Raw genomic sequence first — 13,635 nt, 5'->3', positions numbered from 1 at the left:
GGCCGGGCGCATCGCCTGGCCAGTATGGAGTTGTTTCATGTCGTTAAACCCTGATATTGCTGCCTTCCTTGAATTGGTCGGTGCCGGTCGTGACAGCGGCAAGCGCACGGCCATGCATCAGTTGAGCCCACAAGCCGCCCGTGAACAGTTTGATCAATCCTCCCAGTTGATGATGGCTGACTGCGAGGAGTTGCCACGGGTTGAAAACCTGTCGATAACGGTACGTGACGGCAGCCACCTGCACGCGCGCCTGTACAGCGCCGCGCTGCCTGGCGCCAGCAGTGGTGCGGTGTTGTATTTCCATGGGGGCGGTTATGTGGTCGGCAGCCTCGACTCACACGATGCGCTGTGTCGTGCGCTGGCGGCGCGGGCCGGTTGCGTGGTGATTGCCGTGGGTTATCGACTGGCCCCGGAGTGGGTGTTTCCCACGGCGGTCCACGATGCCCAGGACGCCTGGCACTGGCTGTTGCAGGAAGCTGAGGCCCTGGGTATCGATCCGACGCGCCTGGCCGTGGCCGGTGACAGTGTCGGCGCCAGCCTGGCCACGGTGTTGTGCAATCAGTTGGCGGTTGACCCGTGCCAGGCCCAGCCGTGTTTGCAGGTGTTGATCTACCCGGTGACCGATGCCAGCCGCCCGACCGCTTCGCAGCAGCGTTATGGCTCGGGCTATCTTTTGGAAAAGGACACGCTGAGCTGGTTCTATGAGCATTACGCTGGCGAGCCCAGTGACCGCCTGGATCCGCGCTTTTCACCGCTGTTGGCGCAGATTGCGCCGAACGTGGCGCCGGTGTTGCTGGCGGTGGCCGAGTGCGATCCGCTGCATGACGAAGGGGTGGCCTATGCCGCTCACTTGCAAGCGGCGGGCGTGGCGGTGGATATGAAGCTTTATGCGGGCATGACCCATGATTTTATGCGGATGGGGGCGATTGTCGACGAGGCTGAAGAGGCGCTGGAGTGGATCGCCGATGCGTTGCGGGTGGCTTTCGCGCGCCACTGACCGCCCGGCTCAAGCGTAGGCGCCGGCAAGCCGGCGCCTACCGTGCCTGCCAGCCCCCGCCCAGGGCCTTGTACAACGCCACACTGGCCTCCAGCCGTGCCTGGCGCAGTTGCACGTTCAGGTCCTGGGCGGCATAGAGCGTGCGTTGGGTTTCCAGTACCGTCAGCAAGTCTTCCGCGCCGGCCTCATAGCGGCTCTGGGCGAGGCGGAAGGCGGTCTGCGCCTGGCTCAACTCCTCACGCTGCCACTGGCGTTGTTCGTCGAGCTGGTGAATGCTGTTCAGGGCCTTTTCCACATCGGCAAAGCCATTGATGATCGCCCCGCGATAGGTGTGCAGCAATTCTTCCTGGCGTGCCGTAGCCCTGTCGCGTTCGGCGCCGAGGCGACCGTTGTTGAAGATCGGCGCGACCAGCCCGCCCGTAAGGCTGTAGAGCGGGTTGCGCAGTATATCGGCCGCGCGATTGGCGCCGGAGCTGAGGTTGGCGGTCAGGGTGACCGTGGGCAGCATGGCGGCGCGGGCGACGATGATGTCGGCCTGGGCCGCCGCCAGTTGCGCTTCGGCGCTGGCGATGTCCGGGCGGCGGCTGAGCAGATCGCTGGGCACTCCGGCAGCAATGCTGGGCCAGCGCAGCTGGTCAAAGGATTGATCGGTAAATTGCAGGGCCTGTACCGGTTGGCCGAGCAGGGCTGCCAGGCTGATCCGGGCGGCTTCGGTGCGTTGGCGCACTTGCGGTAGCTGGCGTTGCTGCGCGGCGACCAGGCTCTTTTGCTGCGCCAGTTCCAGCGGGGTGGCAGAGCCGGCGTCATGGCGGGTCTGCACCAGTTTGAGGACGCTTTGCGCATTGGCCAGGTTCAGCTCGGCGATACGCTGTTGTTCATGCAGTGCCAGCAGTTGGGTGTAGGTCGTGGCCACGCCGCTGAGCAGGGTCAACTCCACCGTGGCGCGGTCGAATTCGCTGGCGCGCACGGCCAGTTGCGCGCTGTCGCGTGCAGCACGCTTGCCGCCCCAGAAGTCGATTTCGTAGGTGGCGGTGAGGTTCGTACTGAAGTAGTCCACCGCGTCGTTGTTGCTGCTTTGCAGTTGATTGTTGCCCGTGCCCCGCAGCTGTTTCTGCCGGTTGGCGCTGAGCCCGCCCGTGAGTGCGGGCAGCAAGGGCGCGCCGGCGACCACTGCGCTGGCCTGGGCCTGGCGTACCCGGGCCATGGCGCTGGCCAGGTCATGGCTGGTGCTGCGGGCCTGTTCGATCAGTTGGTTGAGCGGTGGGCTGGCAAATGCCGTCCACCATTGCCGGTTGACGTGCACAAGGGCGGCGTCGCTCGCGGTGTTCCAGGCGGCAGGTGCTTGCAGGCCGCTGTCCGGGCGCGGCGCCGGGCTGCTGCACGCGGCCAGCAGCAGGCTGGCGGCGATAAGGGTCAACTGCGCTTTCATAGGGCGATCATTCACTGGTAAGGGCCGTGACCGGGTCGAGCCGGGCTGCTTTGCGGGCCGGCATAAAGCCGAAGATGACACCGGTGACCAGTGCACAGGCGAAGGCGCCAAGGGCGGCTGGCAGCGAAAAGGCGACCGCCACGCTGCTGAGGAGCAATGCGCCGCCGACCAGCAGAGCCAGGCCGATCCCGGCCACCCCGCCGACCACCGTGAGCATCACGGCCTCGGTGAGGAACTGGCGCAGGATGTCCCGTTGCCGGGCGCCGGTGGCCATGCGGATGCCGATTTCCCGGGTCCTCTCGCGCACGGTCATCAGCATGATATTCATCACCCCGATGCCGCCCACCAGCAGCGAGATGGCGGCAATCGAGCCGAGCATCAGCGACAGGGTGTTCTGGGTGCGGGCCTCGGCCTGGATCATCGCGGCGTTGTTGGTCAGTTCAAAGTCCCGCTTGCCGTTGTGCAGGCGCAGCAGCAACTGGTCGATGGCTTTTTCGGCCTCATGGACCTTGCGCGCATCGGCGGCGGCAATCACCACGTATTCAGGGTTATAGCTGCCGAACAGGCGGATACTCGCGGCGGAGTAGGGGATGGCGACACGGTCGTCGCTGTCCTTGTCGCCGGAGCTGGCGCCTTTTTCGGCGAGTACGCCGATCACCTGGAACGGCACGTTTTCGATCAGGATGTATTGGCCGATGGGGCTCGGCAGGTCCTTGAGCAGCTTGTCACGCACCCGTTTGCCAATCACCGCGACGGTGGCGGCGGCGCGCTCGTCCGCTTCGGTGAAGTAGCTGCCCTCGACCACCGGCCAGTTGAAGATCGCTGGAAAGTTGGTGTCATTGCCGCCCACGTAAGCCATATGGTCCACATTGCCAAAACGCACCCCGGCTTCCGCGCCATTGACCGGCATGATGCGCTTGACCTGGGGCAGGGCGGCCATGGCCGCGACGTCGCTCATGGTGATAATCCCGGGCGGCGTACGTGGGTTGGGCGCCGAGCCGCTGACATACAGGATGTTGGAGCCAAAGGCGCCCATCTGCGCCATGACCTGGCGTTTGCTGCCTTCGCCCACGGCCAGCATCACCACCACCGAGGCCACACCGATAATGATCCCCAGCAGGGTCAGGGCGGTGCGGAAACGGTTGATCCACATCACCCGCCAGGCCGCCTGCACCGCGTCCAGCAATTCGGCTTTCCAGGCGCCGTTGTGTTCGGCGCCATCGGCCAGGCGCTGGCGCAAGTCCACCGCCTGCAACGCCTTGGGGTTGGGCGCGGCGGTGGATAAGGCGCAGGCATTGGGCGTGTCGCTGATGATCAGGCCGTCGCGGATCTCGATGATGCGCTTGGCCCTGGCCGCCACTTCGCGGTCGTGGGTGATCAGGATCACCACATGGCCCTGGCTGGCCAGTTCATCGAGCAGGCTCATGACCTCGGCGCCGCTGTGGCTGTCGAGCGCGCCGGTGGGTTCGTCGGCGAGGATGATATGGCCGCCGTTCATCAGGGCGCGGGCAATCGACACCCGTTGCTGCTGGCCGCCGGACAGTTGGTGCGGGCGGTTTTCGGTACGTCCGGCCAACCCCAGGCGGGTCAGCAGGGCGGCGGCGCGGGCGTGGCGTTCAGCGGCGGGCGTACCGGCATAAATCGCCGGCATCTCGACGTTTTCCTGGGCCGAGCCGGACGGGATCAGGTGATAGCCCTGGAATACAAAGCCAAAGGCCTCGCGGCGCAGCCAGGCCAGCTCATCGGTGTCCAGTTGGGCGACGTTTTCCCCGGCGAACAGGTATTGGCCGACGGTGGGCCGGTCAAGGCAACCGAGGATATTCATCAAGGTGGACTTGCCGGAACCGGACGCGCCGACAATCGCCACGAATTCCCCGGCATGGATCGACAGGTCGATCCCGCGCAGCACATCGACCTGGGGCGCATCGCCGCCGCCATAGGATTTACGGATGTCGCGCAGTTCGATCAGTGGCGTCAACATTCAACCTCCGCTGCTGTCGGCGGGGCCGATCAGCAGGTGGTCGCCTTCATTGAGGCCGTCAAGGATCTGGATGCGCAGGCGATCGCTGATGCCCACCCGTACTTCGCGGTCTTCGATACGTCCATCCTTGGCCACCACCCGCGCCAGTTGGGTGTCGGGGCGGGTGCTGCCTTGCAGGGCCGCGACCGGCGCGGTCAGCACATTGATGGCTTGGCTGGCGACGAAGAACACCTGGGCGGTCATTTCCGCCATCAGCGCATTGTCGGCGTTATCCACATCCAGCAGCACGGTGTAGAGCACTACGCGGCCGCTGCCGCTCTTGTTTGAGCTGCTGGGGCTGCCGCCGCCCTGGCTGGTTTCGTTGAGGGGCTTGGGCGGCACCGGGAGGATCTGGCGCACAGTGCTGGTCCAGCGCCGGTTGCCGCCGCTCAGGGTGGTGAAATAGGCCTGCATGCCCGGTTTGACATGGCCAATATCGGCCTCCGAGACTTCCGCCCAGACGGTCATCGGCGACAGGTTGGCAATGCGCAAAATCAGCGGCGTCTGTTGCTGGCTGTTGAGGGTCTGGCCTTCGCGGGCATCCACGGCCACCACCGTGCCGGAGATCGGCGCATAGATGCGCGTGTAGCCCAGTTCGGCCTGGTCCACCCGCAACGTGGCCTGGGCCTGGCTGATCTGGGCCTTGAACATATTGATGCGCGCTTGGGTGGCGTCCAGTTCGGCCTGGGCGGTCTGCACGTCTTCATCGCGGGTGGCGCCGCCGGCGGCCAGGCGTTGCTGGCGCTGGTACTTCTGCTGGGCCAGGCGGTGTTGCGCGTGCTGCTCTTGCAGTTGCGCCTGCAGATTGGCGATGGAGTAACGGGTGGCGTCGAGCTTGGCTTGTTGGGTGGCAGGGTCGATCTCTACCAGCAGGTCGCCTTCCTTGACCTGGGCGCCGGCCTCGACGTGAATCTTGCGGATCTGCCCGGAGGCCTGCGCGCCCACATCGACGTAACGCCGCGGTTGCAGGGTGCCAAGGGCCGTCACGCTGCTCTCGATATCGCCCCGGTGCACTTGCAGCGTGGCAAATTTATCCCGGCCAGGCGGGATCAGTTGCCAGGCGGCAAAGGCCGCCACGGGGATCAGGCAAAGTGCTGCCAGCAGAGCGCGCCGGGTGTGTCGAGGACGGTTCATGCACGGGTTCCAGCCAGGAAAGTTCGGACCGCGGCTCAATCGCCCAGACGGGGGCAGCGACAGGCGCGGGAAGCTGTCAGGTAAACGAGGGATTTGCCCTGAAATTTAAGTGCTTACATACGCCGTTACAGCTGGGCGAAACGCCAGTACCCGAGAACGTATACAAGGCTCGTTTAAAGCTATATGAGAATTATTCTAAATTAGATGGGTTCAAACTGCCATTACTGCATTGCCGCATCAGTTGCCGCCGCGCCTGCCAGAGTGAATCCAGCGCGGGCCTTAAATTTTTTTTCATTGTCCTCGTTTCCTATCAACACATGGCCTGTTGTTCAGCAGGTCGCCCAGGCTTTCCCGCCCCACTGCCACGGGGCTTATCCAGAGGACACTGGAATGACACAGGCAATTGCATCGCCCGCGGTTCACGACCTGATCGGCATTGGTTTCGGTCCCTCGAACCTGGCGCTGGCCATCGCCCTGCAAGAGCGCGAGAAAGCCCAGGGCAAGCTCGATGTGCTGTTTCTCGACAAGCAGGCCGACTACCGCTGGCACGGCAATACCCTGGTGAGCCAGAGCGAGCTGCAGATTTCCTTCCTCAAGGACCTGGTGACCCTGCGCAACCCCACCAGCCCCTATTCCTTCGTCAATTACCTCAAGGCCCACGGGCGCCTGGTGGACTTTATCAACCTGGGCACCTTCTACCCGTGCCGCATGGAGTACAACGACTACTTGCGCTGGGTTGCCGGGCAATTTACCGAGCAGAGCCGCTATGGCGAGGAAGTGCTGGCCATCGAGCCGATCCTGCATCAGCAGCAGGTCGAGGCGCTGCGGGTGATCTCCCGCGATGCCCACGGCGAGCAACTGGTGCGCACCGCGCGCTCGGTGGTGGTCAGCGCCGGTGGCACGCCACGGATTCCCGAGGCGTTCAAGGCGCTCAAGGAGGACGGGCGGGTGTTCCACCATTCCCAGTACCTGGCGCGCATGGCCCAGCAGCCGTGTCTGGAAGGCAAGCCGATGCGCATTGCAATCATCGGCGGCGGGCAGAGCGCGGCCGAGGCGTTTATCGATCTGAATGACAGCTTCCCCTCGGTGCAGGTGGATATCATCCTGCGCGGCTCGGCCCTCAAGCCTGCCGATGACAGCCCGTTCGTCAACGAAGTGTTCTCCCCGGAGTTCACCGACCTGGTGTTCCAGCAGCCCAGCAGCGAGCGCGAGCGCTTGGTCAACGAGTACCACAACACCAACTATTCGGTGGTGGACCTGGACCTGATCGAGCGCATCTACGGGATCTTTTACCGCCAGAAAGTCTCCGGCATCGCCCGCCATGCATTCCGCACCCTGACCACCGTGGAAAAAGCCAGCGCCGGGCCCCTGGGCATCGAGCTGCTGGTGCGTCACAACGCCACCGGTGAAACCGTGCTCAACCACTACGATGCGGTGGTCCTGGCCACCGGCTATGAGCGCCAGATGCATCGCCAGTTGCTGGCGCCGCTGGAGGCCTATATGGGGGACTTTGACGTGAGCCGCGATTACCGCGTGGTTACCGACGAGCGCTGCAAGGCCGGTATCTACATGCAGGGCTTCAGCCAGGCCAGCCATGGCTTGAGCGATACCTTGCTGTCGATCCTGCCGATTCGCGCCGATGAGATTGCCGCGTCGCTGCATGAGCATGACCGACGCCTGGGCCAGGGGCGCTCGGTGCGTGACCGGCTGCTGGCCACCGCCAGCTGACAGCGGCCGCTCCCGCGCCTGCGGGAGCGACCCTGGCTGAACCCTTGCTGAAGAACCCGCCGATTCGCTGCTCTGTCACTTTCTTCCTTCAGACTGCGGGCGTAAGCTGCGCCGGTTTTCAACCATAGCGCAGACCTTCGTGAACAGACTTTCGAGTGACAGTTGTCGACCAGGCTTGGCCAGCTGACGCGCATTTGCATGCCGTTGTCTCGCCGATAAAGCGAGAAGCGGTATTGGGGTAGCGAACCGTCCTGGTGGCTGCCTGATCCCCCTTTTTTTCGATGCTGATTCTGCGGGCAATCAAAGGGAGATTTATCATGCAGGCCCTCAACAATATCAATCTGGATTCCTTGATCGACACTCTGGTCAGCCTCAGTGCGGCCTTTATTCTCGGTGGCCTGATCGGCTTTGAACGCCAGTTCCGCCAGCGCACGGCAGGGCTACGCACCAACGTGCTGGTGGCGGTGGGGGCCGCCATTTTTGTCGATATGGCCAATCGCCTCGGTGGTGCCGAAGGCGCCGTGCGGGTGGTGGCGTATGTGGTGTCCGGCATTGGCTTTCTCGGTGCCGGGGTGATCATGCGTGAGGAGGGCAATGTACGCGGGCTCAATACCGCCGCCACGTTGTGGACCTCCGCGGCAGTGGGCGCCTGTGCCGGTGCCGACCTGATCATCGAGGCGCTCCTGGGCACCTTGTTTGTGCTGGCGGCCAACACCTTGCTGCGGCCGATCGTCAATAACATCAACCGCCAGCCCCTGGACGTGGTGTCGGCCGAGGTGACCAATATCCTTTACGTGATCGCCCGGCGTACCCAGCAGCAGGCGGTGATGGCCTTGTTGGAATCGGAGTTGGCGCGCTGCAACTACCCGGCCAGTGATGTCGACGTACGGACCTTTGGCACTGAGGAGGTGGAGATCGAAGCCACGCTGGCCGCCAACTCGGTCGATGGTGACGAGTTGGACGCCCTGGTGGCGCGGATTTCCCGCTCGACCCTGGTGGTACAAGCCTTCTGGAGCCCCAGCACCACCGATTGAGGGGGCCTTTTTCCGGGCCGAAAAAAGCCGCCTCCTGTCATGGGAGGGCGGCTTTTTTGCTGTTTTTGACTACGCTTTAGTGAGGATAAGTCCTACAAGTGCGCCGGATTTTACCTTCAGGCGAAACATCATTGCGTTGTTAATGTTGAGCCGTTGCACCTAACCAAATTCCGTTGAAACGTTCTGTGTAGATAGCGCCGCTGGTCGGAACTGGCAATTCTCACAGGTACAGGGGTTTCGTGTGATGTGTAAGGGTATTGGCGCTCCTTAAATGAGTAGTCGCCAATGAAGCAACTAAACAGTCGTGGTGTTCTGCCAGGGAGTCGCATGAGCAAAGCGTTAATCGTGGATGATCATCCGTTCATTCGTGCAACTGTTAAATACTTGTTACGCCAAGAGGGCTTCGAGACGATTTTCGAGGCCGCCAACGGTGCTGATGCCTTACAGATCGCCAGGGAGGAACGACCAGACCTGGTCATTCTGGACCTGGCGATGCCCAAGCTGGGCGGGCTGGAGGTGATCAGCCGAATCAAGGCATTGGGCCTGCCTTGTAAAATCCTGGTCCTGACCTCTTATCTGGCGGTGTTTTTCTCGACGCGTTGCATGCGCGCCGGGGCGATGGGGTTTGTCGCGAAAACCGGTGAGCTGGATGAGCTGCAAAAAGCCATCAAGGCGGTCATGTCCAACTACAGCTGCTTCCCCAGCCTGCCCACCAGCTCCGTACGCAAGGACGACTTGCAAACCACGGAACAGCAACTGGTAGAGGCCCTGTCCGACCGCGAACTGATGGTCTTGCAGAAGCTGGCCCTGGGCCTGGGCAACAATGAAATCGCGAGGGACATGCTGTTGAGTCACAAGACCATCAGCACTTACAAGACCCGGTTGAAGGAGAAACTGCGTATGTCTTCAGTGGTGCACTTATCCAAGTTCGCCCATCGCAATCATTTGATCTGATATGTCGAGCACTTTGGGCAAATGGTTCGCGGCCTTTTGGCTGGCGAACCTGTCACTCACCGTCAACGTGGCTCTGGGCGAGCCACAGACTCTGCAACTGTTGGGGCATTCGAGGCTGGATGCCCCGCAGGTGAACCTCAATGAAGCGGACTGGCGCTGGCTACGCGAGCGCCGCACGCTGGTGATGGGGGTGTCGGCTCCCGACTATGCCCCCTTTGACCTGACGAACAACAACGACGATCTGGAAGGAATCACCGCCGATTATGCCGCGTTGATCGGCCAGGCGTTGAACGTCGCGATCCAGGTGCAGCGCTACGAGCATCGGGACGAGGTTATTGCGGCCCTCAAGCGCGGTGACGTGGACTTCCTCGGCACGGCCAATGGCTACGAGGCCGCGGACCGGCAGCTAAGGCTTTCGCATTCGTATGCCAACGACCAGCCGACCCTGGTGACGCGCGTTGATGACAGCCAGGCCCTGAGCGCGGAGCTTGCGGGCAAGCGCCTGGCCATGCTCTATCACTACATGCAGCCCGAGGCGGTAGCGGCCTATTACGCCAATGCTTCATTGCAGCTTTATTCGTCGACCTTCGAGGCGATTGGCGCCGTAGCCTTTGGCCAGGCGGACGTTTACCTGGGCGATGCGATCAGCACCAACTATCTGATCAACAAAAACCACCTCAATAATGTGCGCATGGCCGACTTTTCCAGCCTGGAGGTCAACCCTTTCGCGTTCGCTTTTACTGGGGATAATGTGCGGCTGCTGCGTATCTTCAATGCGGCGCTGGCAGTGATCCCGATCAACGAACAAATGGAGATCCTGCGCCGCTGGAGCGCCGGCAACCTGGGGATCGTTGGCCGCGAGCGCCTGCGCCTGAGTGCCAGTGAACAGCGCTGGCTGGACAAGCATCCGCGGATCAAGGTCACGGCGCTGGACAAGTTCATGCCCTTGTCATTTTTCAACGATCGAGGCCAATTGCAGGGCTTGAGTGCCGAGGTCCTGGCCCAGATCAGCTTGCGTACCGGCTTGAAGTTCGATGTGGTACGCGGCAATTCGCTGCCTCGTCAAGTCCAGCAGGTCAGCGAGGGCGAGGCGGATATGATCGCGCTCATTACGCCGAGCATGTCCCGGGAGGACAAGATCCGCTTTACCCGGCCGTACCTGAGCAACCCGTTCGTGCTGGTCACGCGCGACGATGACCGCAGCCCGGTCACCCTGGATGACATGGCGGGTAAGCGCCTGGCGGTCATCGGCCGCAGCGTGCAGCGGGAAATCATCAGCCGCGACTACCCCAAGATCGTGCTGGTGGACGTCGAGACCCCTGCGCAGGCCATGGCCCTGGTGGCCAGCGCGGGGGCCGACGCCTCGGTCAACGCACTGATCATTGCGCGCTACATGATCGCCCATCAATACCGTGACCGCCTGCGCATCACCAGTACGGTTGGCTCGCAGCCGGCACGACTGGCCTTTGGTGTGGGGCGCGGTCAACTGGAGTTGTTCTCGATCCTGGAAAAGGCGCTATTGAGCATCACGCCCCAGGAAATGGATGAGTTGACCAACCGCTGGCGCAGCGAGCTGGTGATCGACGACAGCTACTGGCTACGGCACCGCAACACGATTATCCAGGGGTTCTCCCTGGCCGCCGTGTTGTTGCTGATCACCCTGGGCTGGGCCATTTACCTGCGCAGCCTGATCCGCAAGCGGGCCCAGGCCGAGCGCGCCCTGAGCGACCAGATGCGCTTTATGAGCGTGTTGATCGACGGCACGCCGCACCCGATCTATGTGCGCGACCGCCTGGGCCGGTTGATGGCGTGCAACAGTGCCTACCTCAATGTGTTCGGCTTTCACCTCGAAGATGTGATCGGCAAGACCGTGGTCGAGACCGACACCGGCAATCAGCCCCAGTCCCAGTCCTACCATGAAGACTACATGCGCCTGATGGAGCGCGGCGAACCGCAGATTCATGACCGGGTGCTCAAGGTGCCGGGGGGCGCGACCCTGACCATCTACCACTGGATGCTGCCGTACCGCGATGCCAACGAAAAGGTCGTGGGCATGATTGCCGGCTGGGTGGATGTCAGCGAGCGCCAGCGTTTGCTGGGGCAATTGCAGGAGGCCAAGGAAGGGGCCGATGCGGCCAACCGTGCCAAGACCACCTTCCTGGCAACCATGAGCCATGAGATCCGCACGCCGATGAATGCGGTGATCGGCATGATCGAATTGGCCCTGAAAAATGCCGAGCAGGGGCGTATCGACCATGACGCCCTGGCGGTGGCCTCCGACGCTTCGCGGGGCATGCTGGAGTTGATCGGCGATATTCTCGACATTGCCCGGATCGAGTCTGGGCACTTGTCCCTGACCCTGGAACCCTCGAACCTGCGCGAGCTGCTGGCCTCGGTGGTGCGTATCTTCGGAGGGCTGGCGCGCACCAAGGGCCTGGTCTTGCAGGTGGACCTGGACCCGCTGGTCGATCGTCACGTTTTGATCGATCCGCTGCGCTTCAAGCAGGTGGTCTCCAACCTGTTGAGCAATGCCATCAAGTTTACGGCCCAGGGCCATGTGCGCTTGAGTGCCAGTGGGTCGCCCGCCGTTGCCAATGGCTACCTGAGCCTGCGGTTGGTGATAGAGGACAGCGGGGTCGGGATCAGCGTCGAGGACCAGATGCGCCTGTTCAACCCGTTTATTCAAGGGCGTAACACTGACCAGTCGGCGCGCAGTGGCTCGGGGCTGGGGCTGGTGATCAGCCGCAGCCTGTGTGAAATGATGGGCGGCCAGCTGAAATTGAGTAGCGTGCTGGGGCAGGGCACACGGGTCGAGGTCACACTGCCATTGGCGGTGGCCGCTTCGGCCAGTGCGCATTCCGAACCGGTTGCCCTGGAGGCGCCGCCGGCCCATGTATTGAATATCCTGGTGGTGGACGACTACCCGGCCAATCGTCAGTTGCTGACCCGGCAGCTGAGTTTCCTCGGGCACCGGATCACCACCGCCAACGATGGGGTGCAGGGCCTGGAATGCTGGCAGGCCGAGCGCTTTGACGGTGTGATCACCGACTGCAATATGCCGCTGAAAAACGGCTATGACCTGGCCCGGGACATTCGTGCCGATGAGCGCGCCCGTGGCTTGGCGCCCTGCCTGCTGCTGGGGTTTACCGCCAATGCCCAGCCGGAGGAAACCGAGCGTTGCCTGGCGGCGGGGATGGACGGCTGCCTGTTCAAACCCACCGGGCTTGAGGATCTGCATGCCGCGCTGGCCTCACGTACGGCCATGCCTTCGGTCAATGAGCTGGTGACGGCTGCCCCGGCCCCGGCGCTCGACTTGAGTCGTTTATTGAAGTTGACCGGCTCTGACACGGACGCCGTCAAGGAGTTGTTGGCGCAACTGCTCGACAGCCTCAGCGCCGATCGCACGCAACTACAGGCCTTGCTTGCAGAAAACGACTACGCCCACTTGCATGACCTGGCCCACAGGACCAAGGGCGGGGCGCGCCTGGTCGAGGCGCAGGTCTTGGTGAGCCACTGCGAAGCACTGGAGACGGCCTGTGAGCAACAGGATCCGGGGGCGTTGGGCTTGGCGGTGGCCGGTGTGCAAGAGGCCATTGATCAATTGCATCAGGCCCTGACGGACTATTGCAACCGGGTATAAGGGGAGAGGCTTGGGGAGGGTTTGGGAGAACTCCTACGTGTAGGGGGAACTACGCTGATTTTTTCGTCGAATTATGTCTGGAAGAGTAGGTCGCTCCTTCCTTCCACGAGCGCTGCCTGCTCAGGGACTTGCCATGCCAACCAAAGCACTGACGATCCTGATTGCCGATGAACAGCACCTGCAACGGTTACACATCGAAAAAATGCTCAACCAACTGGGCTACTACCGGATCGTCCCGGTGCAGACCTTCGAGGAAGTGCTGATCCTGACCGATATCCCTGCCCAGCCATTCGACGTGTTGATCATCAATGCAGGCCTGGCCGCCAACGGCGGTGGCGCGCTGGCGTTCCAGCAGCAACACCCGCAGGTGCGCCATGTGCTGGTGTATGACGACCAGGACCTGGGGCCGCCGACCTGCCTGGCGCCCCTGGCCCTGGTCCGTTTGCCGGGATCGCCCGACAGCATCACCCTGGAGCATTTCATGGACATCATCGACCCGCCGTCACCGGCCAGCGGTTTGCGGGTGTTGCCATGGCTGCGGGAGCTGGCACGCAGCCCGGCGGTCTAGCTCAGTCCCATTGCGGTGCAATGCCCTTGGGGCTGGTCAGGCAATGGCCTGGCCTGGGGGGGGGGGGGGGGGGGGGGGGGGGGGGGGGGGGGGGGGGGGGGGGGGGGGGGGGGGGGGGGGGGGGGGGGGGG

At 63.0% G+C, this 13,635-nt stretch carries 9 protein-coding genes; 6 read left to right on the top strand and 3 right to left on the bottom strand.

The window, feature by feature from the left end:
* The first annotated feature begins 37 nt into the window (after positions 1–37).
* Positions 38–997 carry an alpha/beta hydrolase gene (locus AC07W7_RS17780; RefSeq protein ID WP_495039790.1) on the top strand — a complete coding sequence of 320 codons (960 nt, stop codon included), beginning with the start codon at positions 38–40 and terminating at the stop codon, positions 995–997.
* A 37-nt stretch (positions 998–1,034) separates the two neighbouring features.
* Here AC07W7_RS17780 and AC07W7_RS17775 read toward each other — a convergent pair whose 3' ends face one another.
* Genes AC07W7_RS17775 through AC07W7_RS17765 form a run of 3 tightly spaced genes read right to left on the bottom strand, consistent with a single transcriptional unit; the run spans position 1,035 to position 5,580 of the window.
* Complete coding sequence (locus AC07W7_RS17775) at positions 1,035–2,426, bottom strand: efflux transporter outer membrane subunit (RefSeq protein WP_495039789.1); 1,392 nt, start codon at positions 2,424–2,426, stop codon at positions 1,035–1,037.
* A gap of 7 nt (positions 2,427–2,433) precedes the next feature.
* Positions 2,434–4,407, bottom strand: coding sequence for a MacB family efflux pump subunit (locus AC07W7_RS17770; RefSeq protein ID WP_495039788.1), 1,974 nt, complete (start codon positions 4,405–4,407; stop codon positions 2,434–2,436).
* Positions 4,408–5,580, bottom strand: a complete 1,173-nt coding sequence (locus AC07W7_RS17765) for an efflux RND transporter periplasmic adaptor subunit (protein ID WP_495039787.1) — start codon at positions 5,578–5,580, stop codon at positions 4,408–4,410.
* A gap of 390 nt (positions 5,581–5,970) precedes the next feature.
* Between AC07W7_RS17765 and AC07W7_RS17760 the strand changes: the two genes are divergently transcribed.
* The 5 genes from AC07W7_RS17760 to AC07W7_RS17740 all read left to right on the top strand — a co-directional run bounded on the left by AC07W7_RS17760 (position 5,971) and on the right by AC07W7_RS17740 (position 13,504).
* On the top strand, positions 5,971–7,308 hold the full coding sequence (locus tag AC07W7_RS17760) for a lysine N(6)-hydroxylase/L-ornithine N(5)-oxygenase family protein (protein ID WP_076964316.1): 1,338 nt from the start codon (positions 5,971–5,973) through the stop codon (positions 7,306–7,308).
* A gap of 317 nt (positions 7,309–7,625) precedes the next feature.
* The gene (locus tag AC07W7_RS17755; RefSeq protein ID WP_076964315.1) at positions 7,626–8,342 is read left to right on the top strand and encodes an MgtC/SapB family protein; all 717 of its coding nucleotides are present in this window, start codon (positions 7,626–7,628) and stop codon (positions 8,340–8,342) included.
* Between the two features lie 327 nt (positions 8,343–8,669).
* Positions 8,670–9,296 carry a response regulator transcription factor gene (locus AC07W7_RS17750; protein ID WP_076964314.1) on the top strand — a complete coding sequence of 209 codons (627 nt, stop codon included), beginning with the start codon at positions 8,670–8,672 and terminating at the stop codon, positions 9,294–9,296.
* A 1-nt stretch (position 9,297) separates the two neighbouring features.
* Positions 9,298–12,936: a transporter substrate-binding domain-containing protein gene (locus AC07W7_RS17745; protein WP_495039786.1), complete on the top strand. Its 3,639-nt coding sequence runs from the start codon at positions 9,298–9,300 to the stop codon at positions 12,934–12,936.
* A 133-nt stretch (positions 12,937–13,069) separates the two neighbouring features.
* The gene (locus AC07W7_RS17740) at positions 13,070–13,504 is read left to right on the top strand and encodes a response regulator (protein WP_076964312.1); all 435 of its coding nucleotides are present in this window, start codon (positions 13,070–13,072) and stop codon (positions 13,502–13,504) included.
* Positions 13,505–13,635 lie beyond the last annotated feature (131 nt).

It is taken from the genome of Pseudomonas sp. GW821-FHT01D09 (assembly GCF_059422465.1).
This window is presented reverse-complemented; position numbering and strand designations above follow the sequence as displayed.

What these genes read in the sequence shown, in the direction of transcription:
- AC07W7_RS17780 (WP_495039790.1), top strand. Translation starts at nt 38, where the DNA reads ATGTCGTTAAACCCTGATATTGCTGCCTTCCTTGAATTGGTCGGTGCC.
- AC07W7_RS17775 (WP_495039789.1), bottom strand. Translation starts at nt 2,426, where the DNA reads ATGAAAGCGCAGTTGACCCTTATCGCCGCCAGCCTGCTGCTGGCCGCG.
- AC07W7_RS17770 (WP_495039788.1), bottom strand. Translation starts at nt 4,407, where the DNA reads ATGTTGACGCCACTGATCGAACTGCGCGACATCCGTAAATCCTATGGC.
- AC07W7_RS17765 (WP_495039787.1), bottom strand. Translation starts at nt 5,580, where the DNA reads ATGAACCGTCCTCGACACACCCGGCGCGCTCTGCTGGCAGCACTTTGC.
- AC07W7_RS17760 (WP_076964316.1), top strand. Translation starts at nt 5,971, where the DNA reads ATGACACAGGCAATTGCATCGCCCGCGGTTCACGACCTGATCGGCATT.
- AC07W7_RS17755 (WP_076964315.1), top strand. Translation starts at nt 7,626, where the DNA reads ATGCAGGCCCTCAACAATATCAATCTGGATTCCTTGATCGACACTCTG.
- AC07W7_RS17750 (WP_076964314.1), top strand. Translation starts at nt 8,670, where the DNA reads ATGAGCAAAGCGTTAATCGTGGATGATCATCCGTTCATTCGTGCAACT.
- AC07W7_RS17745 (WP_495039786.1), top strand. Translation starts at nt 9,298, where the DNA reads ATGTCGAGCACTTTGGGCAAATGGTTCGCGGCCTTTTGGCTGGCGAAC.
- AC07W7_RS17740 (WP_076964312.1), top strand. Translation starts at nt 13,070, where the DNA reads ATGCCAACCAAAGCACTGACGATCCTGATTGCCGATGAACAGCACCTG.